Genomic DNA, 22,522 nt, shown 5'->3' on the forward strand with positions numbered 1-22,522 from the left:
AAAAATGAAAAAGACCCTATCAACCCTCGCGCTGTTGCTCGCCACAGCCGCCCCCGCCGCCGCATTGGAAGACGGCAAGATCCTGATCTGGACCGGCGACAATCGGGACCGCGACGCGCTGCTTGAGGCCGTGCAACCTTTCGTCGATGACCTTGGCGTTGAAGTATCCGTCGAAATCGTGGACCCCGATCTGCCCCAGAAATTCCAGCAGGCCGCGGCCACCGGCGATGGCCCCGATATCGTGCTCTGGGCGCATGACCGGTTCGGCGAATGGGCCAGCGGTGGCCTGATCGCGCCGGTGCAGCCATCGGCCAGCTGGTCCGAAGACATCCTGCCCGCAGCGATGGATGCGATGCAGTTCGATGGCAAAACATGGGGCTACCCGCTGGCAGTCGAGGCCGTGACCCTGATCTACAACAAAGATATCATCGACACGCCACCAGCCTCTTTCGAGGAAATCAAGGATCTGGACATCGCAGGTCAGAAAATCCTCTGGGACTACAACAACACCTATTTCACCATGCCCATGCTGATGGCCGGTGGCGGCTACGCCTTCCAAAAGGTCGATGGCTCCTATGACGGCTCGACGACGGGTGTGAACACCGACGGAGCGATTGCCGGTGCAGAGGTGCTGAAATCGCTCTTTGACGATGGTGTCATGCCGCAGGGCGTCGATTACGGCGTCATGGACGGGGCCATGAATAACGGTGAAGTCGCCATGGTCCTGAACGGCCCATGGTCCTGGGCCGGATTCGAAGGGTCGGACATCAATTTCGGTGTCGCCCCGATCCCAACCGTGAATGGTGAAGTCTCGCCCCCCTTCTTGGGTGTGCAGGCACTTGGCATCAACGCAGCCTCGCCCAATCAGGACCTCGCGGTGGAACTGATCGAAAACTATCTGGCCACCGATGATGGGCTGGCAATCTGGAATGCCAAGAATGGGCTTGGCGCGCTGGCCGATGCCTCTGCTGCTGTGGCACAGAACAATCCGCTGGTGACAGATATGCTGGCCGTGGCCGCCAATGGCGTGCCGATGCCGTCCAACCCTGAAATGGGGGCATTCTGGGCCGCGATGGGTCCTGCGCTGACCAACATCACGACAGGCGCGGCTGAACCTGCCGACGCGCTGAACGACGCCGCCGCGCGTATTCTGGGCGAGTGAACCCAGAAACAGGCGGCGGACCTCCCTCCGCCGCCCGTCAAATGCTTTCTCTTGACGCATCCCCGCATGCCCTGTTCGCTTGGGCCATGGTCGGATTGCACCGCAAGGAACCGCACCGATGACCGCAGCCACCGACACCCCCGTGATCGAAGGATCACCAATCCCGCGCCTGATCATCGTTGGCGCTGTCACGATTGCCCTGCTTTTCGCGGCCTTCTTCCTTTACCAGATTGCGCAGCCCCTTTTTGGGGTGATCATGCTGGCGCTCGCCACCGGCTTTGCGATCATCTTTGGGGCAAATCGGTACTACGGCGCGCGGTTCATCTTTCCGGGTGTCTCGGCCGTGCTGATCTTCATCGCCTTCCCGGTTGTCTATACGATCTATATCGGTTTCACGAATTACAGCAGTTTCAACCTGCTCACCTATGACCGCGCGGTTGAGGTACTGACCTCGCGCGGCTCTGTCGATCCTGACACCGAACAGCCCTTTGCCGTGGCCCGCGATGGTGACCAATTCCGCATCTGGCTGCCCGAATCCGGGTTGCTTTCTGATCCGGTTGCGCTTGATGGCGATGCCGAAGCCACCCTGTTACCCGCCGCTGAACCCACTGACCTGCTGGAACGGCGCGATGCAATCCAGCTGCGCAGCGGTCTGCAGGCGCTGACCTTGACCACGCCGGATGGCACGATCATCCAGAATGCCAGTCTTCGCACCTTCGGCACGGTCACACCCGATTACGTCCAGACCGGACCCGACACGCTGACCCGCTTTGATGGGGCAGTTCTGACTGCCAATCACGAAACCGGCTTTTTCGCCGATGAAAACGGTGATCAGGTCCCACCCGGCTGGCGTGTCGGTATCGGCTGGGACAATTTCGAACGCATCTTCACCTCCGAAGGTATCCGCGGCCCCATGGTCAGCATCTTCATCTGGACCTTCGTTTTCGCCATCGCCTCGGTCGTCCTGACCTTTGCCCTTGGGCTCACGCTTGCCGTCATACTCCAGTGGCCGCATCTGCGGTTCAAGGCGGTCTACCGGATCCTGCTGATCCTGCCCTACGCCGTACCCGCCTTCATCTCAATCCTCGTGTTTAAGGGCCTGTTCAATCAGAATTTCGGTGAAATCAACCTGATCCTTGAGGCGCTGTTCGGCGTCCGCCCCAGCTGGTTCACTGATGGCAATCTGGCGCGGGTCATGGTGCTGATCGTCAACACGTGGCTCGGCTATCCATACATGATGCTGCTGGCCATGGGGTTCCTGCAGGCAGTGCCTGAGGATCACAAGAAAGCGGCAGCTCTCGAAGGGGCCAGCGCGCTGCGGGTATTCTTCACCATCACCCTGCCGCAGATCATCCCGCCTTTCCTGCCCCTGCTAATCGCGAGTTTCGCGTTCAACTTTAACAACATGGTGCTGATATTCCTGCTCACGCGCGGGCTGCCCGACATCCCAGGCACGGTCATCCCGGCAGGCGAAACCGACATCCTCGCCAGCTTTACCTACCGGCTGGCCTTCGACAATGCAGGCCAGCAATTCGGCCTTGCGGGCGCGATTACCCTGCTGATCTTCCTTGTGGTCGCAGCCATATCCTATGCCAATTTCGTCGCCATGCGCCGCGCGGCGCAAAAACGATCGGGGAGGGTCAGCGCATGATTGTCGAACGCCCAAAGGACCTGCTGGTCAAGAAAATCCTCGCCCACGGCTTCATGCTGATCTTTCTGGCGCTAATCCTGTTCCCCTTCTTCATGGTTCTCTCGATCAGCTTTCGCGAGGGGAACTTTTCCGTCGGCTCCATCATCCCTGAAAACCCGACGCTGGAACACTGGTACCTCGCCTTCGGCCTCGACTACACGCGGGCCGACGGCACCGTTGTCGAACCGCCCTATCCCGTCATGCTGTGGATGTGGAACTCCATCAAGATCGGGCTGATCGCAGGTCTTGGTGTGCTCGCCATCGCCACGATCTCGGCCTATGCGTTCAGTCGGATCAGGATCAAGGGCAAGGGCGCGATGCTGGATGGGCTGTTCCTGATCCAGATGTTCCCCACCACGCTCGCGCTGGTCGCAATCTACGCGATCTTCGACGCATTGGGCGAGGTCAGCCCATTCCTCGGCCTCAATTCCCACACCGCACTTGTGCTGATCTATCTGGCCGGGGTCACCTTACATATCTGGACGATCAAGGGCTATTTCGACAGCATCGACACCGCCCTCGACAAAGCCGCTGCGATTGACGGTGCCACACCTTGGCAAACCTTCCGTTTCATCTTTCTGCCGCTCGCCGTCCCGATCATGAGCGTCGTTTTCGTGCTGGCCTTCATTGGGTTCATCAACGACTACCCGATCGCATCCGTCCTGATCCGGTCAGAGGACAAGATGACCCTCGCCGTCGGCTCAAGGCTGTATCTCAACGAATTCCAGTATCTCTGGGGCGATTTCGCCGCCGCCGCGATTCTGTCAGGCCTGCCGATCACGGTCGTCTTCCTGATCGCGCAACGCTACCTCGTCTCGGGCCTCAGCGACGGTGCCGTGAAAGGATAGAAAGGACAAATAGATGCCTTACCATATTGCAGGTGGTAGCCGCGATCCACGCGTCGAGTTGAAACACACCGAAATTCTTGAACCGATTGATGGGGATTACAAGAAACTCGAACTGAAAGATACCAGTCCTGATGGCAAATACGGGGTAACATTCAGCGGTGGGTATAGTGGTCGGCCTGTTGACCCAACCTATATGCCGACGCGGTTACGAAGAAAGGGGAACGAGGGTCGCCCTCTCTACGATGTTGATAACATGTGGGGTGGCGGTCTACTCGTCACTGATCGCTTTAAAGAAATTGTGGAGAGCTTTGAGGCGGGCGTTCATCAGTTCTTTCCTATACAGATTGAACAACGCGGCAAAGTCATCGCCGACCGTTACATCTTTTACGTCTGCAATCGTCTCGACACGCTTGCAAAGGATCTGTGCGTGCCGCCAGTCGCAGAAGGTGCAAAATACATGCCAGCATATGATGGTAATGATCAAATAATTTATGATTCCAGTAAAATTGGTTCTCATCATGCCTGGAATGATCGTTTTAATATTGGCCGTTTGGTCAGCAACGAATTGTTCGATGCCTTAGCGGCAGCGGATTTCACAGGCTTCGGCTTCAAGAGGTACGATCAGATTTGATCTGGTAAAGAATAGAAAGAATTTCCATGTCAGCGTTTTCATCTCTCGCACGCTATCTGGGCTTTGCAGTATGCGTAGGTTGTGTGAGTTCACCCATCAGAACCTGATCTCGAACACGGCTCCGGCGCCATCGCGCAGCACGATCTCCGCCCCTTGCGCCTGCAACATCCGGCGCACAATCGGCAGGCCCATCCCGGTCCCGCCATCCTCTCGCCGCGTGGTAAAGAACGGATCAAATACCCGGTCCCGGTTCCCGTCCGATATCCCCGGCCCGTCATCGCTGACCCGCAGCCGGTCACTGTGCAGATCGAATGTCACCGCACTGGCCCCATGCGCGCGCGCATTCCCGATCAGATGGGTCGCCACCAGGTCCATCACCTCGTGCGGCAGCGGCACGGTCCCATCACGCGGCAAAACCACGTCATGATCTGCCAAAACCTCTGACAACATACATTCCCCCGGCGGCATCGGCTCCTGCGCGCGGGCGAGCGCGCGCTGGCTGTCCAGCAGCGCCTCCATCCGGCCCACGGCCTCGCCAATATTGCCCAGCATCCTGGCCCGGTCCGCATCCGGCAGCCCGGGATCATCCAGCAACTCGGCAGCGCCCCGGATCACGGTCAACGGCGATTTCAACTCATGCGTGACATGATCCGCGTAAGACCGCAGCACCGCCTCGCGGCCACGCAAGGTCGATGTCATGCCGATCACGGCCTGTCCCAGATCGGAAAACTCCGGCGTGCCGAAATGCTCCGGCACCTCTGCCTCGCCTTCGCTTTGGGCATATGCGGTCAGTGCCCGCACCGGCTGCAAGACCAGCCGCCACAGCAGATAACCCAGCACCGCCGTCGCCACAAACGCCATCCAGGCGATCATCCAGCTGGTCTCGGCCCAACCCAGAATGCCACCCGCCACCCGAAAATAGGCGATGCCGATGATCGGCAGGAAAAACACCGCCGCCAGCGTCCCCCCCAGCACAAAGGCGAGCGGCGGGCGCCATTTCCGGGTCACCCGGCGCGGCATGCACCCATCCGGATACCCACGCCATGCACGGTTTCAATCGCGTCCACACATCCGGCCTTGGCCAGTTTGCCCCGCAAATTGCGTAAATGGCTGTCCATCGTCCGGTCGCTGACATGCACATTGGTGCCATAGATCGCATCGACCAGTTGCGGGCGCGACATCACGTTGTCGGGCCTGCGCATCAGATGCACGACCAGTTCCATCTCGCGGGATGTCAGGGTGACGGGCGCATCCTGCACGTGGCACAGGTGACGGTCGGGATCGATGCTCAGCACCCCGCGGCGCATCACGACCTGCGCGGCCTGCGCAGGGGACGCGCGCTTCAGTATCGCACGTACTCGCGCCACCAGCTCGCGCGGGGAAAACGGCTTGGGCACATAATCATCCGCGCCCAGTTCCAGTCCGACAACCCGGTCAATCTCGTCCCCGTGGGCGGTCAGAAAAACCACCGGCACGTCAGAGGATTTGCGCAACTCACGGCACACCGCCAGCCCGTCCATTTCCGGCATCCCGATATCCAGCACAATCAGATCGGGGGTCAGGCTGCGCGCCATTTCCAGCGCTTGCTGGCCATCCGCCGCCTCGGCCACCGTAAACCCTACCTGGCCCAGCGCGATCCGCACCACATCACGAATCTGCCTGTCATCATCGGCGACCAGTATCTGACCACTCATCCCAGCACCTCATTCATTGCCGCCAAACTACGGCGGAGCCTTGCATTCCGGAACCCCCATTCGCGCCAGTCATCCGGGGCGCTCACCTTGTACCCGCAGATCAACTGGCCATCTGCCACAATCGCCGGTGCCGCGCCTTCGCTGAGGTTACACAGATAGTAGGGGTCTGCCTTGCCCGCAGCCAGGTTATGCCGGGCGATGAAACCATCCACATTGACCAGCGACACACCATAAAGCGCGATCAGCCCCAGCCCGGCCGCACGCAGCATGAACCAGCCCACCGTCTGACGACCGATCATCTGCATGATCATCAACACCAACCCCAGCGCCACCAGAACCATCCAGATGAACGCTGCAAAGCGCAACCGTGTCAGCCCGTAGGCATCCACATATAAATCCAGCCTCAAGATCGAAGAGATCACCAACAAGACCGTCTGCGCCACCCAAAGATAGAGCAACGCACGCAGCACCGGCCGCGCCTCCAGAAACGGCTGCGCCAAAAGCGCGAACAACCCCGCCAGCAACGCGGTCGCCAAGAGCGGATAGGCCCCGCGATGAGCATAATCCGCGTAGGTCATCCCCTCGGGCAAGGCGACGCCGCCCCACAGATAGCCGACATCCAGCAGCGTCTGGATCCCGAAGATGAGGTTGAACAGCACCAATGCGCGCAAGACCGACCGGTCATTCAGGAGCCCACTGCGCCAGATACGAGTTCGGCTGGCCGGGGCACGGCCAAGTCTATCAGCCAAAGCGGAAAGGCGCAGGAACGGCCAGACCGCGCACAGTACAACAGCCCAAAACGCCAAACGGCCAAAATTCAGCGAAACACCCGGATCAAACGCGCCAAGCCGCTGCAGCCAGACATCGACCACCGGGTTTGCCGCAGCCATCAGCACAACAAACACCGTGCCAATCCCAAGCGGCATCAGCCAGTCACGCAAGCCCGCCTTGATCGTCCCAGCCGACGGGGCCGACACACGCAAGCCCCTGACATCGCGCAGATTCTGCAACACACCAGCACCCGGAAACCGCAGCATGGCGCGCAAGATCGCGGGCACATCCCACCGGCCCAGCGCCATGATCGCGGCAAATGCCAACAGGCCGGACACGGCAAAGAGGATCGAAAGCGCCTGAACCAGATCCACCGCCGGAATCAGCGAAATCAGCAAGGCGGCCCAAGCTGCCAGACTGCGGCGCAGGCTGACCTTGTCCCAAAGGATGATCTGTGCCGCCGCGCCGACGACCATAATCCAAACGATCAGCCCCAGACCAGCCGACACATTCCAATTCAGCGCATCCGCCAGCGCAACTGCCGCCAATAACAGCCCCCCGGGCAACCACCTGATCGGGTTCGCCCCGCCCTCATCCAGCCACCACGCATCCTTTGCCAACCGCTCTGGCACGCCTCTCACAACCATCATTGTCCCTCTCACGTCTTTTGAGAGCCATGGCTAGGACAGCAGCGTGCAGACCAGCTTGTACAAGTGTGCAGATTTTGCGTAGAGATATGGCGCTTTAGGCTTCCGCCGCCGCGCGGATCGCCCGGATGTTGGCACCATAAGGTGCTGGGTCAGTCACCGACCCGCCCCGGAACACGGCAGAACCGGCGACCAGCACGTCGGCCCCTGCGGCGGCCACCAATGGTGCGGTTGTCGGATCGACGCCGCCGTCAATCTCGATATGGATGGGCCTGTCGCCGATCATCGCGCGCAACGCGCGAACCTTGGCGGTCATGTCGATGAACTTCTGGCCCCCAAACCCGGGGTTCACCGTCATCACCAAGACCAGATCGACCATATCCAACAACTCGGCCACGGCAGCGGCTGGCGTACCGGGGTTCAGCGCGACGCCCGCCTTGGCACCGGCCCCACGAATGGCCTGCACCGTGCGGTGGATATGAGGGCCAGCCTCCACATGGGCGGTGATGATATCGGCGCCGGCCTTGGCAAACGCCTCGATATAAGGATCGACCGGAGCGATCATCAGATGCACATCCATGACCGTCTTGATATGCGGACGGATGGCGGCACAGGTTGCCGGACCAAAAGTAATGTTGGGCACGAAATGGCCGTCCATCACATCCACATGGACCCAATCGGCGCCCTGCGCCTCGATCGCCTCACACTCGGCCCCAAAATTTGCGAAATCGGCGGACAGGATGGACGGAGCGATCTTGATCGAACGGTCAAAGGACATGGGGCTTCCCTTCAATATTGGCGCGTCCGGGCAATAGCGCGCATCATCGGCATTGTCACCCGGCGATTGGCCGCCGCGCTACCCAGATCACAAGTTCCGTGCAAATTTGATATTTTGATGCTGCATGCAAAGTTATCATATGCTATTTTAAGCCATGACCCACAAACTGCTCCACCGGGACATCCTGCAGAACGATGCACAGATTCGCCTGACACGGGCCACGCTGACCACAGCGCGACCAAAATCCCTGCACGACCATGACTTTTACGAACTTTTCTGGGTGCAGAATGGCACGGTCCGGCATCATCTGCCAGACGGGGGCGACACACTGCGGGAAGGCGACGTGATCTTTCTGCAGCCGGGCCAGCCGCACGCCGTGCAGGGGCGCGGGGAACACGCGCTTGTCGTGTCGCTCTGCATTCACCCAACAACGGTCAAGGCATTGGCCAAACGGCATCCAGGCCTCAAAGGGCGTCTGTTCTGGTCACCCGGCGGCCCGGTGCAAACACGGCGCGACATCCGGCAACTCGCCGCACTCAACCACGCCGCCGTGCAACTGGAACGCAGCGCCTGCGACACCCTCGCGGCCGAGGCATTTCTGCTGCCGCTCTGCGCCGATCTGACCGCCGGCACCTATCCGGACGACGCGCCCGCATGGCTAACGGCCGCCTGCACCGCGGCCAAGGACCCGGCGGTCTTTCGCGATGGCTCCGCCGGGCTCGTGGCCCTGACTGGCAAGGCGCATCCGCATGTCAGCCGGATCATGCGTAAATTCATGGGCGTGACCCCGTCCGACTATATCAACCGGCTGCGCATGGCCCATGCCGCCCGCGCGCTGACCACCGACGGGGATCCCGTCGCGCAGATCGCGGCCGATTGCGGCATCCCAAACATGTCGCATTTCCACAAACTTTTCCGCACGGCCCACGGGCTGACACCCCTGCAATACCGGCAGAAATATCAACGTCACGTCGTGCAGCCGACATAGTATTTGACCAAACGGTCAAAACTTGCCAAGAACCCGGCAGCATGCCACGCTATCCCGGCAATGCAGGAGGTCCCCTTGCAGACGACTCATTCCCCTTCGCTGACCGCAACCCAGCTGCCGCAGGTCCAGGAACAGCGTAACGATGGTATCCCGCTCGATCTTGACTGGGTCATGGCTGTGCAGGCCAACACATCCGCCATCGAACGGCGCGCAGCTACTCTGCCCGGACGGCGCAGCGTGAAGAAAGATCATCAGGCCGCATGGCTTTGCAAGGCGATCAGCCTGATGGACCTGACCACCCTATCAGGGGACGACAGCGAAGGCCGCGTGCGCCGCTTGTGTGCCAAGGCGCGCCAGCCTGTCGCGCAACCACTGCTGGAAGCACTCGGCATGCAGGGCCTGACCACCGGCGCTGTCTGCGTCTATCACGACATGGTGCCCACCGCAGTTGATGCCCTGGCCGGAACCAACATTCCGGTCGCTGCGGTCTCAACCGGTTTTCCCGCCGGGCTGTCACCCTTCCACCTGCGCATCGCGGAAATCGGCGAAAGCGTCGCCGCCGGGGCGCAGGAAATCGACATCGTGATCAGCCGGCGTCACGCGCTCACCGGCAACTGGCAGGCGCTTTATGAAGAGATGAAGGAAATGCGCGAGGCCTGCGGCGATGCCCATGTCAAGGCCATCCTTGCCACAGGCGAACTCGGCACCCTGCGCAACGTCGCCCGCGCATCGCTGGTCTGCATGATGGCCGGAGCCGATTTCATCAAGACCTCCACCGGCAAGGAACCGGTGAACGCCACCCTGCCCGTGACGCTCACGATGATCCGGGCGATCCGCGACTATCAGGACCGGACCGGGATCAAGGTCGGCTACAAACCCGCCGGTGGGATCAGCAAAGCCAAGGACGCGCTGGTCTACCTGTCGATGATCAAGGACGAGTTGGGCGACCGCTGGCTGCAACCCGACCTTTTCCGCTTCGGCGCGTCCAGCCTGCTGGGCGACATCGAACGGCAACTCGAACACCACGTCACGGGGGCCTATTCGGCGCAGTGGCGGCATGCGATTGGGTAGGGAATGATACAAGATTGGCTGAATTCACCCGATATGCAAGAAACCATCGGATTGATGCTCACACCGCATTTTCTATTTTTCTTTATCGTTTCGGTAGCCTTTATCCTTTCAGTTTTTCGTATGCTACGGAGAAAGTCTGTTGTTGTTCAGCAATTAAGCGATGAAGACCTGCAGGAATTTCGAGCGAAATTTCTGAAACGAAAAGACAGAGCCAATATGCCAACAAAATTCGATGAATATGCAGACGAAGTTGATCGGAACTTGCGCACTTTATACCGGTGGATGGCACTCCAATTCTTTTCTGTACTGGTTTTATGGTACAAACTCCTAGAGGTGTACGCGCTATGACCATCAAAGAAATCTTCGACACCATGGATTACGGCCCCGCCCCCGAAAGCAGCGCCGAAGCGCTGCAATGGCTCGCCGATCGTGGCGGCATCGCGGGTCACTACATCAACGGCAAATGGGGCCCGCTGCGCGACGATTTTCCCTCCAACAACCCCGCCACCGGCGAAAAGCTGGCAGGCGTCACCAAAGGCACGACAGAGGAAATCGACACAGCTGTGCACGCCGCCCGCAAGGCCCAACCCGCATGGGCCAAGTCCGGGCACAAACGCGCCCGCGTCCTCTATGCCATTGCGCGTCTGATGCAGAAACATTCCCGCCTGCTCGCCGTCATGGAAACGCTCGACAACGGCAAACCGATCCGCGAAAGCCGCGACATCGACGTCCCCCTTGCCATCCGCCACTTCTACCACCACGCCGGTTTCGCCCAGCTGATGCGCACCGAACTACCCGACCGCGAACCGCTGGGCGTCTGCGGGCAGATCATCCCGTGGAACTTCCCACTGCTGATGCTCGCCTGGAAAATCGCACCCGCACTGGCCATGGGCAACACTGTCGTCCTGAAACCCGCCGAATACACCTCGCTCAGCGCCATGGTATTCGCCGAAATCTGTACAGAGGCCGGCGTGCCCCCCGGCGTCGTCAACATCGTCACCGGCGACGGCGAAACAGGTGCGGCGCTCGTCAACGCTGAGGTCGACAAAATCGCCTTCACCGGCTCGACCGAGGTGGGCCGCAAGATCCGCGAAGTGACCGCCGGATCGGGCAAGGCTCTCTCCCTCGAACTCGGCGGCAAATCCCCCTATATGGTCTTCGACGACGCCGACATGGATTCAGCCGTCGAAGGACTCGTCGATGCGATCTGGTTCAACCAGGGCCAAGTCTGCTGCGCCGGATCACGCCTTCTGGTGCAGGAAGGGATCAGCGAACGGTTCTACACCAAACTGAAATCCCGCATGGACGGTCTGCGCATCGGCGACCCGCTCGACAAATGCATCGATGTCGGCGCCATCGTCGATCCGGTCCAGCTTGACCAGATCAGCAAAATGGTCAGCGCCAACACCGAAGGCGAAACCTACCAGACCAAGGCGCCCGAAGGCTGTTTCTACCCGCCAACCCTCATCACCGGCCTCTCCCCCGCATCGACCCTGATGCAAGAGGAAATCTTCGGCCCCGTCCTCGTCGCCACAACCTTCCGCACCCCGTCCGAAGCCGTCGAAATCGCCAACAATACCCGCTACGGGCTGGCCGCCTCCGTCTGGTCGGAAAACATCAACCTCGCCCTCGATATCGCCCCGAAACTCGCCTGTGGGATCGTCTGGGTGAACGGCACCAACATGATGGACGCCGCTGCCGGTTTCGGCGGTGTGCGCGAAAGCGGCTTCGGGCGCGAAGGTGGCTGGGAAGGGCTCTCAGGCTACACCAAACCCAAAGGCACCGCCAAACCACTCAAGAAAATCGACGCCTACACCACAGAAGACGGCCACCCGGCCGATCCGCTGGACCGGACGGCCAAGCTCTATATCGGCGGCAAGCAGGCGCGGCCAGATGGCGGCTATTCCACCCCGGTCTACAGCCCCAAAGGCAAATTGCTTGGGCACGCCTCCAAAGCCAACCGCAAGGATATCCGCAACGCGGTCGAGGCCTGCAATGCGGCCAAAGGATGGTCCAAAACCACCGGCCACCTGCGCGCGCAAATCCTCTATTACATCGCCGAGAACCTGTCAGCCCGCGCCGACGAATTCGCAACCCGGATCAACAACATGACTGGTAACAGGTCAGGCGCGGACGAAGTCGAAACCAGCATCCGGACCCTCTTCACCTATGCCGCATGGTCCGACAAATATGACGGGCAGGTGCATGGGGTCCCGATCCGGGGCGTGGCACTGGCAATGAAAGAACCGGTCGGCACGATCGGCATTCTTTGCGACGATGCAAAACCGCTCGCCGGACTGATCGAAACCATGGCCCCCGCCATCGCCATGGGCAACCGGACCATCATGGTCGCCAGCGAACCTTTCCCGCTTGCCGCCAGCGATTTCTACCAAGTGCTGGAAACCTCCGATGTCCCTGCGGGCGTCGTCAACATCCTGACAGGCAGCCACGCAGAACTCGCCCCGACACTCGCCAAACATCTGGACGTTGACGCGGTCTGGTCCTTCTCCTCAAGCGACCTCTCGGGCGCAATCGAAAAAGCCAGCGCCGGAAACCTCAAACGGACATGGGTCAACAACGCGATGGCCCTGACGCCGGACACCCAGAGTTACCTGCAGGCATCAACAGAGGTCAAAAACATCTGGATCCCCTACGGCGAATAAACTTCTTTCTTCCGAAAATACTCTGGGGGAGTCCCGGCACGGGACGGGGGCAACTCCCCCATCCAATCATGTCGTCGGCGCAGCCGTCATTCTGGCGGCAGGCGCGAGTTGTCCTTCTTGCGCCACGTCCCCAACCAGCGCGAAATCCGGCCCTTGCGTTCGGCCACATCGGCCTGCACCTCGTCCACGCGGTGACCGGCCGCATCCAACAGCGGATCAACCGAACGCTCGCGAAACTGGCGCCACATGGCGCGTATGAACAACAGCAGGGCGGCCAGACAGATAAAGAAGAAGATATTGAACCACGGGATGATCGTCACATTAGGGCTATCCACTGGACGGATCGCAATGGCGTTGGGGAAGGCCGAGATATATTCATTCCGCCAGCCATAATGGGTCATCACAGCCCATTTGGGCGTTTCCGAGGTCGAGCGTAGATCGTCGGCTTCGGTTTGCAGATTGGCCGTGTCGAACTTGAAATAGAACGGCCATGAAAAACCCGTATCCTCATTCCGGTAAACCATGGGCTCTGTCGCCTCGCGCGGGATGAAGCCCAAGAGGAATGTGCGTCGTTTGACCGTCTGAATGAACTGCACATCGCGGTTGATTAATTCGGCCGACTGGTCATCCGGGCGCGCCCAGAACATACGCGTCCAGTCGTTCAGATCCTGCCGCTCCTGATAGGTGTTCACAACGCGGACCACATCGTGCTGCGGCAGCGCATAATGCGCGATTGTCGCAAAAATCAACAGAAACAATATCCGCAGGGTGATCTTGATCTTGCGCATCATAATTCCTCAGCTGGCATTGATGACATAAGTCACAATCGAAAAGAAAACCACCGGCACCACGTAAACAAGGGCAATCAGCTTGGGCCTGATCGAGCTGTTATATTCGGCCATACCCTCGGCGATAAAGGCCTCTCGCATCGCCTCGTCAGCACCTTCCGGCGGATCGGCATCGAATTCCTTTTCCAACCGCTCCTTGCGAACCGACCGCGAATAAAGCGAAACCGAAAAATACACGATGCTCAGCGCCACAAAACCGATCACAACAAGTCTGACAAACTGCATCAGTTTCTCCTCGCCACAGACCCCCAGGGGCCAACACGCGTAATCAAATCAGGTTGGGGGACCGCTTGCGGTTCCTCCATCGGGGCCTCGTGACCAAACAGGGCATCGCGCGTCCCCGCCTTATCGACTTGGTATTCGCGATCAAGAAAATCAACGACATAGGCCTTTTTTTCCTCGGGCCACTTCGCATAGGCGCGATAAAACACCTCCTTGTGGCAGATAAACAACTGCCGGACATCCAGCGGCGTCATCTCGGCCAGCAGCATGTTTACCAGATCCGAATCCACATGCGGCTTGGCCCGCAGGGTATAGAAATAGGCCGGGTGTTCCGACGTGATCTTGGGCCACGGCCCATCCTCTTCGGCCCAGCGCGCCAACGCCGCCAACCCTTGCCACGCTTCCGGCAGCAACTTGGCATATTGCCGCCCCAACCGGCGCAGATCACGCCGGGTCGCCCCGGTCAGATCCTCTTTCATCGAGGCCGCAACCGCCATCACGATGAAATCCATCTTCTGATGCAGGATCGCGGCGGCATCGATGCCGCGCGCATCGGTAATCGGCTCAACCAGATCGTTCAGGTTCAGAAATTTCGCAATCGCCGACCGTTCGCTGAAATCAAAGACGTAAGGGATCGGAAGCTTGCCCACTTTGCCCTTGTTGCCTGCCACAATCGCCGCCGGATGTTCGACCCCGCGAAAGACATAGATGCCCCCGAAATGGTCGGTCCAGAAATTGTCCTGCGCAAACTCCATATGCTTCAACCGCACCGGGTTGCGCACCACATCACCGGTCTGCTTGGCCATGCCGATCATCTCAGCAATCAGCACATCATCATACCAGGCGTCCTGTTCGGTCTTGAACCGATCAATCATCTGGCCCAGCTTTTCGGCATTGGCCACCGTCCCGCTGGTCGTATCTGCCTCGATCCGGACCTTGCGGATATCAAACAGGCGGGCAGGACTGTCAGCCACATAAACCGAATTCACCATCTCGCCCGCCACCGCATCCCGCGCGGTCAGGGCGAAAAGCTGCTGTCGGTTTTCCTCGATAAACTGCTTGAGGATCCCGCGCGAGGTTGAAAACTTCGCGTTGAGCAGCGGAGCGTTCGCCTGTTCTGTCGTCAAAAGAATGAACTGCCGGTTCACCCCCTGATGGTTGAGATAAAGGTCATCACCCAACTCATCCCCGATCTCGGGGCTGAACCCGGAAATGTCGACATGAAAGTCCGACAGCCCGGTCTGGCGGCCCGTCAAATGCTTGAGCGCACGATTATAGCGCTCCACCAAAATCGGTGAATCCACCCGGATCAGGTTGCCGAACATCAGGCCTTTTTCGATCAGTCGGTGCATTCTACTCATTCACCTCCGGCAGTTCTTCAAGAAATCCATCTCGGAGATAGGATTGATAGTCCAAAAACTGCAGCCCCACGTTACGTGCAGCGATGGCTTCGGTCCGCGCGATGTAAGAGCGATCAAGCGGATTATCCCGATCAAGAAACTGCTCCACAAACCTGTCAGACACCTTTCCGTCAACCGCAGAGCCTTCGATAGCTTCAAGAAATGCGTCAAACGCGGTCGGCGACATATTCGCCTCCAATCGCCATCTGGAAACGGATATTGCCATCTCCCATGCCTGTTTTTCGGCGGTCCAGCAGGTTTCACGCGCCAGATTTGCATCAGATATGGACCCCCGGGTCGATCCCATACACGATCTGTAAACAGCATTCAGGCAGTTCTCGGGCCAGACAAAGTTCTCGGAAAGACAGGCCTCCAGTGTCTGATACGGCAGGTCCTCCGAGGTATCGGCATGCGCATGCGCCGACGCTGCAACGGCCAACGCAATCCAGAAAAGATATCTTGCGCGCAATGCTACCACGTCTCTTTCACCCATTTCCGCGGCAAGCCCGCCACCGACAATACCATGATCGGTGCCCAGATGATGGCTGACATCAAGGCCAACCGGCCAAAGAAAACCACATTGGCCGCCAACCCCGGCTCCATGATCTGCGCCATGCTGACCCCTTGCCACAAATAGAGGCAGAAAAAGAACCCGCCCGAGATCACCACCAACAATACCGCTGACAAAAATGCGTTGAGCAGCAGCGGCGTCACCCCTTCGGGCAACACCCGCCCCAACAGGCGCGGCACGACAAACGCCAAAATCGCCAGAACGACGGCAGGCAGGAACAGGCTGTCGGAAACCGCGGCCATTCTAGTGCCCACTGTCCCGGGCTTGATCCGGGACCTTTGACGGAAGCTGAAGTTGAGGTCCCGGGTCAAGCCCGGGACGGTGCCGCAGAATGATCACCCTTTGCTCTCCAGATAACGTTTTTTTGCAATCTCCTGACGGCCAAAATCACGCACCATCGCGTCAATCGCCACTTCGTCCGATTTGTCGGCATAGCGGAACTCACTATCGGCATAGCGATTGATCTCCTGGATCACCATGTCCACCGTGATCGGCTGGCGCAGTTCGGAAATCATTCCCTTCTTGGTCTCGTAGTCCTTGAACAGAAACAGATCGGGCTCCTCCATCCACTCATCCGGCAGTTCGAAATCCATCGCCCTGACCTTCACCGCATCCGTGATGTTTTTGATCGCCCGGCCCGTGAACCGGTCATCGGCCTCCTGAATACCCTTCAGATAAGTGCCCAGCTTGGCAATCGTGTCCAATTCACCGATCTGGGAATGCACCCGTTCAAACACCCGCTGCAGCCCTTCTTCATGGGGACGGGCGTGGCTTTCGAAAGAGGCCGCGACGGCCTTCTTGATCTCCTGCGCGCTGAACACCTCGTGTTCGCCTACTGGGATGTCGTGGTTCTTGCCCATCAAAAGATAAAGGATGTCGATATAATCATCCCGTGTCTGCGGCCCATCCACCAGAAACCGGGCCCCGGCACGCTGGCGCAGCGCGTCATCCACGTTCTCCGGATAGTTCGAAAACATCCCGAACGTGCAATTGCCTCGGACGACGGTATTCGCCCCAGCAAAACTCTCCATCAGAACAGCCGTAATCTCCAACTGCCCGGCAGAGGACTGACGATCCCCCCGTTTCCCCGCCAACTGGTCAATATCGTCAATCGTACCAAACCCGATCACATGCGGATCCAGCACATTGTTGATAAACGCCTTGGCATTCTGACCCGACTTGCCCTGATAGCTGTCGATATTGTCGGTGCTCAGGTTCTGATAACGGAACGGATAGCCCGCCACCTTGCAGTAATCATTGACCAGACCGGCCATCATCTGGATCAGGGTGGTCTTACCGGTCCCCGGCTTACCATCCCCCATGAAGGTAAAAATGAAGCCACCCAGTTCGGCAAACGGGTTCAACCGCCGCTCAAAATCATAGGCCATCAGCATCTTGCTGAGCTTCATCGCCTGATACTTGGCAATATGGTTGCCCACGACCTCATTTGGCTTCTTGAAGGTCATGGTCAGGCTGCTGCCCTTGGCCTTGCGCGCCGGGCTGAACCCATCAACCACAAAGTCATCCGCTTCCACCCGCCAGGCCGAATTATTGAACGATTCCAAACGACTCGCTGTGTTGGCGCGGCTCGCGACCTTGTCCATCAGCAGCTCGGCATAGGCCAGCATCGTGGCAATCAGCGTGCCCTCATCCTTGGCAAACTGGGCCAGCTTCTGGTCCAGCTCCCAAATGGCGCCATGCAGGGCAAGGGGCGCGTTGTCCGTCAGCACCTCATCGACCGACCCCACCTCGACACTCACTTCACTGGCCTGCGGTGCCAGCAGAAACGACGTGGCATTGGCAAAGGTATAAAGGGCAACCAGCGATTCAGCCGCCAGAAATTCAGTAAATTCAGCCGACCGATCCGCAGACAATCGACCTTCCAGATTGATACGTTTGAGCTCGGTCAGCGGGGTCTGGTCCGCATAGGCATCAGCCACAGTCAAGGCGATAGACACCGCACGACGCAGCGCATGGGCCACCGCCGCCTGGGCGGGCGATGTCAGCGGATCATCATCGTCAGCTTCCGCAATCCGGTCCAGCAAACGAACACCGCCAGACGGGGCAGATGTGCGCGACAGCAAACCGGGCGTGGTCGAACGGAACCGGCGACGGGTGGCGGCCACATCGGGGGATTTCTCGGGCGTCTGAACAGACAGGCGGGCCTTCGCCAGCCGGGGGGTATGATCCAGCTGCATCAGCATTTCCGCCGCGGGCACGTAATGCTTGCGGATATCATCCTCGCGCAGTTCCATCTGATCACTTGTCTGGCTCATGTTCTCTCCGGCTTTATGGGGAATTCAAAATATCTTGGTGTTCTGACAAGGCCACCTGCCGGGCGATCGCCTGGGTATCGACAGGAAAGGAAGTGTTGCCAGCAAAGTCATCAACGGGAAAACGCGGGGGCGGATCGGCAGCCGGGGCACAGGCGGCAAGAGCGATCAACATCACCAAACGAAAGCCCATATTTTTCCTCCTTTGCCACATCGTAAGATGGGTCTTGACCCATCCTATCGATAGCTCAACACCCGGCCGCTATCGCTGACCACAAATTTGCGCACGTCCCGAAACCCCGGCGGGTTCCGCTCGGCCAGTGCCTGATAGGGGCGTTCGGGCATGATCAGCGACCGTTCCATTCGCGAAGCTCCCGTCTCTGTCCCGCCGCCCTCAAAAGGGTCGAGCGCAAAGATTTGGCGTTCCACCGTGCCAAACCAGCCGGATTTCACATGCTCCACCCGATCCGACACAAGCTCTTCCTCGGTCCAGACCAGCGCCCAATCCTCGCCCACCGGGGCCTTGGCCGCCTCCAGCACCTCGCGCAGTGGCCCCGTTTGGCGGGTAAACGCATGGGAATACATCGGGCCAATATGGAAACGGCGCAGCCGGACAGGATGCAAATCGCCAAAATCCTCATCAAACCCCTTGGCGATGGTCAGCAGCTTCAAATGCGCCACCGATTGGGCCATCAGATGCGCCTGCACCTCGGGCCAGCGGCGTTCATCCTTGGGCAGGCCGGTACGGCCCGTATCCTCCAGATCCATCAGGTAGATCGTGGGCAGGTTCACCTGGCTGTCATAGACCGCCCAATGCACCTGAAACAAACGCCGGTCGCCCTTGTTTTCGATCCAGACCGCCTGCGGATCATTACGCGCCCAGAATTGATCACCACGCAACAACTCCTCATAATACAGCCGCTGTGACAGCGCATATTGTAACTTGGTCGGGATTTCCTGTTCGGACAGGATCACACGCACCATCTGATCCTTCAGCGCCTCAGCAGACGGTTGCGAGGCCAGATGCCGCTCTGCCTGCAGCGCATCATTGGCCATCTCCAACAGCTCTTGATAGACTGGAAAACCGCTTTCACGCCGGTCAAATGTCAGCGATCCCGCATGCGCAAACCGGCCCGAGAAATGGTATTTGTGCGACAGGGCGGTAAAGGTCCAGTTGAGCCCCACCAGATAGCGGGCCAAGGCCTCGATATCAGTGCGCGAAAACCGCCCCTCCGCCTCCATCGTCGCGGCCACCTTGGTCAGATAACCTGTGATCTTGGCAAACTTGCCAAAATACCGGCGCGTGACGCGGGTATCTTCCAGCTTCATATGATCGGCTTGGAGGTCAGTTGTTGTCATAACTAATCATATCTCGATCAGCACCACGCTCATCAACGTGGCAATACCATCGAAGGACTTTGGAACCAAAGCCGTGCAATATCCTCTCCCTCGATAGGCCGACGGTTAGAAAAAACCTATCTCCTCGTTCTGAGTTCCAAGCCAACCAAAAGAAGTACCTAAAAACAGCAACATTCATAAGGCACACCATGAACACCTTCACGTGTTCAGGTAATTGCCACGCTTCTATGCCTCCAAGAAATTGAGAAAGCCTTGGTGAGTTAAGCGTTCCCACACTGACCGCGATTAATACAGCTTGCTGAACACCAAACCTCATTCAGCCCCATATTCATTGCTGTCATGCTTCTCCACGATCTTCTGGAACCGGCGGATAAAGCGTTCATCCGCTTTCGCCTTCTGCTCCAGCACTTCGCGGGCGAACACCATGTGGTCCTCATGCGCTTCCAGCATGTCGGCCATCCGGGCGTTCGTGGCCGAACCAATGGCAGCCATGGCCGTCTGTGCCTCTTGGTCGGTCTGCACCCCAATCTCGTTGATCTGGTGGGCCACATCCTGCTGCTGGGCCGTTTTCAACGACTTCGACAGGGCATCATACAGGACCACCCGCTGCTTGGTGTCTGTCTGCAGCTTGTTGATCAGCACCATCTGGGTCGCCGCCTGGTTCTGCAATGAATCGATCCAGGTCTTGCCCTTCTCGATATAGCGTTCCAGCGTCTGGGATTTCGCCAATTGGACCTGCTCCTGCTGAACCATCTCATTGTACTGGCCGTTCAGGGCCTGCAATTCGGTCTCAAGCTTGGTGCGGGCGGCGGCATCCTGTTCCACCGAAATCTTGCCTTCCAGCTCGATGATCTTCGGATCCATCGCCAGAATATCGGCGCGTAGCCCTTCCAGGGTCGATACGGTCTCTTCCCGCTCAACCAACGTACCAGACAGGTTCTTTTCCACGCTTGTCTTCTGCTCGTTCAGAACGGCCAGCTGGCTTTCCAGCAGTTTCAGGATGACATCAGATTTCGAAATCAGATCCTGCAGCTTGTCATCGACAGACGCGGTGCGCATCCGTTCCTGGCGCATGCTGTCGGCCTTCGCCTTGCTGAAAAAACCAATAAGGCTCTCCATCCCGGTCTTTGACCGCATCTCGTCAAAGTCCTTGGAAAAGGCAGATGTGACATCATCCAGGCCCATGATCAGTTCCGCGATATTGGCGTTCATCAGCTCGGTATGCTGATGCACGTCCTCTAGGCTGGCATTTTCGATATCGACCGAAATGTCGGTGCCCAGCGCCATCTTGGTGCGGGCGGTTTCAATGCGGCTGGTCAACTCGGAAATCTTGCTTTGGGCTTCCGCCACCTGCTTTTGCGATTCCTCAATCTGGGTTTCAAAATTCGCCATATCGGGCTCCTGAATAACACTGTCCTGCAACTTATATGGGTACGAGGGCATTGAAGGGAATAGCGCATGAGGCCCAGCGCCCGGGAATAGGGCACAATAGCTGCCCATTCGCAACGTATCGAGGCGCATTGACAAGGCGAAGGGGTTGCGCGGATGAATGGCAGGCCCACCAAACTGGAAACCAGCGCCATGACCAACCTGCTCCTCCCCGTGACCAAGGATGCGGCTACGCCCGAAACCGACCGGCCCGCACCAGAAAAACTGATCGCGGGCGACCCCGTCTTTACCACCTGGAATATCGAGGAACGGGATGGGCTTTATGCCGGTATCTGGCAGGCCACACCGGGCAAATGGCGGATCAGCTATGATGAATGGGAATATTTCCGCATGATCGCGGGCGTTTCCGTCATCACCGGCGATGACGAAACAGCCGTCACGCTGCGGGCCGGCGACAGCTATGTCATCCGGCCCGGTTTCAGCGGCACATGGGACGTGGTGGAAACCACGATCAAGGATTACGTGATCCGGCTCTAGACGTCGCCGAACCCGTCAAACTGCGGCGGGCGGTCCAGTGCTTCGGCCTCCGGCCCCAGCAGTTCATCGGGCGAGATGATTTTGGGCGGCAACTCGATCCCGCGCTCGTAATTCTCCGGATCAACGCGCAGAGATTCCTCACGCGACCGGATATGTACCTTCATCGGCACGTCAATCTGGTCATACAGGTGGATCGCATCCTGATTGAACAGACGGATACACCCGGCCGAACCAGAATTCCCGATTGATTCCAGATCATTCGTGCCATGAATGCGATAAAACGTATCGCGGCTGCCGCGATACAGATACAGCGCCCGCGCGCCCAGCGGGCTGCGCAGGCCACCGGGGATACCGGCACGGAAGGGCCCGTAAACCTCTGGCTCGGTGCGCAGCATATTTCGGGTGGGCGTCCAGCCCGGCCATTTCCGCTTGAGCTTGATGGTGGCACTGCCACGGATAGATCGGCCCGCGCGACCAACGCCAACAGGATAGCGGGTGGTCGTCCCGTCTGGGCGCACATGGTACAAAAACTTCGCATAAGGATCGACATCCAGCGTATTTGGCCCTTGTTCTCCATTATAAATGCCGGACATCCGGCGATTCACACCCTGCAGATATCTGTCGGGAATACCGGGCAGGTTGTAACCCGCATCCTGGATTGGGCCGTAACCGTCGATGAACTCGGGCGCATCCGGCAGGGGCGGCGGGGCCGCTGGCCGCGCGCAGGCCGCCGTGGTTGCCAGCATCATGGCCCCAAATGACCGTCTGGTCATATTTGTCGTCATCGTCATCAATCAGCACCCTGTTTCAAGCGAATCCCCTCTTAACACCCGGACGACACAAGGCAAAACACCACCCGGCGACTTTCCAGACACATATGTTGCAAAACGTCACACTCTGCGGCCCAGTTCCCGAAATTGTTACAGTGTTACGGCGCGTTCACGGCGATATCAGCCTGACCTGCCCATTGTTTCAGCTTC

23 protein-coding genes are annotated in these 22,522 nt (G+C 58.9%); 9 read left to right on the forward strand and 14 right to left on the reverse strand.

From position 1 onward, the window contains the following. Nucleotides 1-4 precede the first annotated feature (4 nt). From malE to ACFWW2_RS10975, 4 genes are all read left to right on the forward strand, one after another. The gene (malE, locus tag ACFWW2_RS10960; protein WP_393928085.1) at nt 5-1,162 is read left to right on the forward strand and encodes a maltose/maltodextrin ABC transporter substrate-binding protein MalE; all 1,158 of its coding nucleotides are present in this window, start codon (nt 5-7) and stop codon (nt 1,160-1,162) included. A 118-nt stretch (nt 1,163-1,280) separates the two neighbouring features. Further along, nucleotides 1,281-2,813, forward strand: coding sequence for a maltose ABC transporter permease MalF (malF, locus tag ACFWW2_RS10965; RefSeq protein WP_393928087.1), 1,533 nt, complete (start codon nt 1,281-1,283; stop codon nt 2,811-2,813). After that, entirely contained in the window at nt 2,810-3,700 is an 891-nt protein-coding gene (gene malG, locus ACFWW2_RS10970; protein WP_393928089.1) for a maltose ABC transporter permease MalG, read from the forward strand. The genes malF and malG overlap by 4 nt, the downstream gene beginning before the upstream one ends. A 13-nt stretch (nt 3,701-3,713) precedes the next feature. After that, entirely contained in the window at nt 3,714-4,331 is a 618-nt protein-coding gene (locus tag ACFWW2_RS10975) for an imm11 family protein (protein WP_393928090.1), read from the forward strand. A gap of 96 nt (nt 4,332-4,427) precedes the next feature. Here ACFWW2_RS10975 and ACFWW2_RS10980 read toward each other — a convergent pair whose 3' ends face one another. The 4 genes from ACFWW2_RS10980 to rpe form a co-directional block, all read right to left on the reverse strand. Continuing rightward, on the reverse strand, nt 4,428-5,351 hold the full coding sequence (locus ACFWW2_RS10980) for an ATP-binding protein (RefSeq protein ID WP_393928091.1): 924 nt from the start codon (nt 5,349-5,351) through the stop codon (nt 4,428-4,430). Next, the gene (locus ACFWW2_RS10985; RefSeq protein WP_393928092.1) at nt 5,336-6,025 is read right to left on the reverse strand and encodes a response regulator transcription factor; all 690 of its coding nucleotides are present in this window, start codon (nt 6,023-6,025) and stop codon (nt 5,336-5,338) included. Before ACFWW2_RS10985 ends, ACFWW2_RS10980 begins: the two co-directional genes overlap by 16 nt. Further along, entirely contained in the window at nt 6,022-7,446 is a 1,425-nt protein-coding gene (locus tag ACFWW2_RS10990; RefSeq protein WP_393928094.1) for a DUF4173 domain-containing protein, read from the reverse strand. The genes ACFWW2_RS10985 and ACFWW2_RS10990 overlap by 4 nt, the downstream gene beginning before the upstream one ends. Nucleotides 7,447-7,540: 94 nt before the next feature. Beyond that, nucleotides 7,541-8,221, reverse strand: a complete 681-nt coding sequence (rpe, locus tag ACFWW2_RS10995) for a ribulose-phosphate 3-epimerase (protein WP_393928095.1) — start codon at nt 8,219-8,221, stop codon at nt 7,541-7,543. Nucleotides 8,222-8,375: 154 nt separating this feature from the next. Between rpe and ACFWW2_RS11000 the strand changes: the two genes are divergently transcribed. The 4 genes from ACFWW2_RS11000 to ACFWW2_RS11015 are packed head-to-tail and all read left to right on the forward strand — an operon-like array spanning nt 8,376 to nt 12,943. Further along, nucleotides 8,376-9,209, forward strand: coding sequence for a helix-turn-helix transcriptional regulator (locus tag ACFWW2_RS11000; RefSeq protein WP_393928096.1), 834 nt, complete (start codon nt 8,376-8,378; stop codon nt 9,207-9,209). 60 nt (nt 9,210-9,269) lie between these two features. Further along, nucleotides 9,270-10,280 (forward strand): deoxyribose-phosphate aldolase, encoded by a 1,011-nt coding sequence (deoC, locus tag ACFWW2_RS11005; RefSeq protein ID WP_393928098.1) that lies wholly within the window; start codon nt 9,270-9,272, stop codon nt 10,278-10,280. Nucleotides 10,281-10,313: 33 nt separating this feature from the next. Next, the gene (locus ACFWW2_RS11010; protein ID WP_393928100.1) at nt 10,314-10,628 is read left to right on the forward strand and encodes a hypothetical protein; all 315 of its coding nucleotides are present in this window, start codon (nt 10,314-10,316) and stop codon (nt 10,626-10,628) included. Beyond that, nucleotides 10,625-12,943, forward strand: a complete 2,319-nt coding sequence (locus ACFWW2_RS11015; protein ID WP_393928101.1) for an aldehyde dehydrogenase family protein — start codon at nt 10,625-10,627, stop codon at nt 12,941-12,943. Before ACFWW2_RS11010 ends, ACFWW2_RS11015 begins: the two co-directional genes overlap by 4 nt. Nucleotides 12,944-13,029: 86 nt before the next feature. Here the strand turns inward: ACFWW2_RS11015 and ACFWW2_RS11020 are convergent, their stop codons facing one another. The 9 genes from ACFWW2_RS11020 to ACFWW2_RS11060 form a co-directional block, all read right to left on the reverse strand. Further along, nucleotides 13,030-13,731: a DUF1523 family protein gene (locus tag ACFWW2_RS11020; protein ID WP_393928103.1), complete on the reverse strand. Its 702-nt coding sequence runs from the start codon at nt 13,729-13,731 to the stop codon at nt 13,030-13,032. A 9-nt stretch (nt 13,732-13,740) separates the two neighbouring features. Beyond that, on the reverse strand, nt 13,741-14,016 hold the full coding sequence (locus ACFWW2_RS11025; RefSeq protein ID WP_393928104.1) for a hypothetical protein: 276 nt from the start codon (nt 14,014-14,016) through the stop codon (nt 13,741-13,743). Beyond that, nucleotides 14,016-15,365, reverse strand: coding sequence for a DUF6638 family protein (locus ACFWW2_RS11030; protein WP_393928106.1), 1,350 nt, complete (start codon nt 15,363-15,365; stop codon nt 14,016-14,018). The genes ACFWW2_RS11025 and ACFWW2_RS11030 overlap by 1 nt, the downstream gene beginning before the upstream one ends. A gap of 1 nt (nt 15,366) precedes the next feature. Continuing rightward, entirely contained in the window at nt 15,367-15,906 is a 540-nt protein-coding gene (locus ACFWW2_RS11035) for a hypothetical protein (protein WP_393928107.1), read from the reverse strand. Then, complete coding sequence (locus tag ACFWW2_RS11040) at nt 15,885-16,226, reverse strand: hypothetical protein (RefSeq protein WP_393928109.1); 342 nt, start codon at nt 16,224-16,226, stop codon at nt 15,885-15,887. The genes ACFWW2_RS11035 and ACFWW2_RS11040 overlap by 22 nt, the downstream gene beginning before the upstream one ends. Nucleotides 16,227-16,319: 93 nt before the next feature. Further along, nucleotides 16,320-18,260, reverse strand: a complete 1,941-nt coding sequence (locus tag ACFWW2_RS11045; RefSeq protein ID WP_393928111.1) for an AAA family ATPase — start codon at nt 18,258-18,260, stop codon at nt 16,320-16,322. A gap of 13 nt (nt 18,261-18,273) precedes the next feature. Next, nucleotides 18,274-18,450 carry a hypothetical protein gene (locus tag ACFWW2_RS11050; RefSeq protein ID WP_393928113.1) on the reverse strand — a complete coding sequence of 59 codons (177 nt, stop codon included), beginning with the start codon at nt 18,448-18,450 and terminating at the stop codon, nt 18,274-18,276. Between the two features lie 44 nt (nt 18,451-18,494). Further along, nucleotides 18,495-19,616, reverse strand: coding sequence for a hypothetical protein (locus tag ACFWW2_RS11055; protein WP_393928115.1), 1,122 nt, complete (start codon nt 19,614-19,616; stop codon nt 18,495-18,497). 312 nt (nt 19,617-19,928) lie between these two features. Next, a complete protein-coding gene (locus ACFWW2_RS11060) occupies nt 19,929-21,008 on the reverse strand; it encodes a hypothetical protein (RefSeq protein ID WP_393928116.1) in 1,080 nt (359 codons plus the stop codon). Nucleotides 21,009-21,161: 153 nt separating this feature from the next. Between ACFWW2_RS11060 and ACFWW2_RS11065 the strand changes: the two genes are divergently transcribed. Beyond that, nucleotides 21,162-21,542 carry a cupin domain-containing protein gene (locus tag ACFWW2_RS11065; RefSeq protein ID WP_393928117.1) on the forward strand — a complete coding sequence of 127 codons (381 nt, stop codon included), beginning with the start codon at nt 21,162-21,164 and terminating at the stop codon, nt 21,540-21,542. On the opposite strand, the gene ACFWW2_RS11070 is transcribed toward ACFWW2_RS11065, so the two are convergent. Beyond that, entirely contained in the window at nt 21,539-22,333 is a 795-nt protein-coding gene (locus tag ACFWW2_RS11070; RefSeq protein WP_393928118.1) for a L,D-transpeptidase, read from the reverse strand. The genes ACFWW2_RS11065 and ACFWW2_RS11070 overlap by 4 nt on opposite strands. Nucleotides 22,334-22,522: the final 189 nt, after the last annotated feature.

Origin of the sequence: Yoonia sp. R2-816, from assembly GCF_046762905.1 — a bacterium.
Lineage (GTDB): Bacteria > Pseudomonadota > Alphaproteobacteria > Rhodobacterales > Rhodobacteraceae > Yoonia.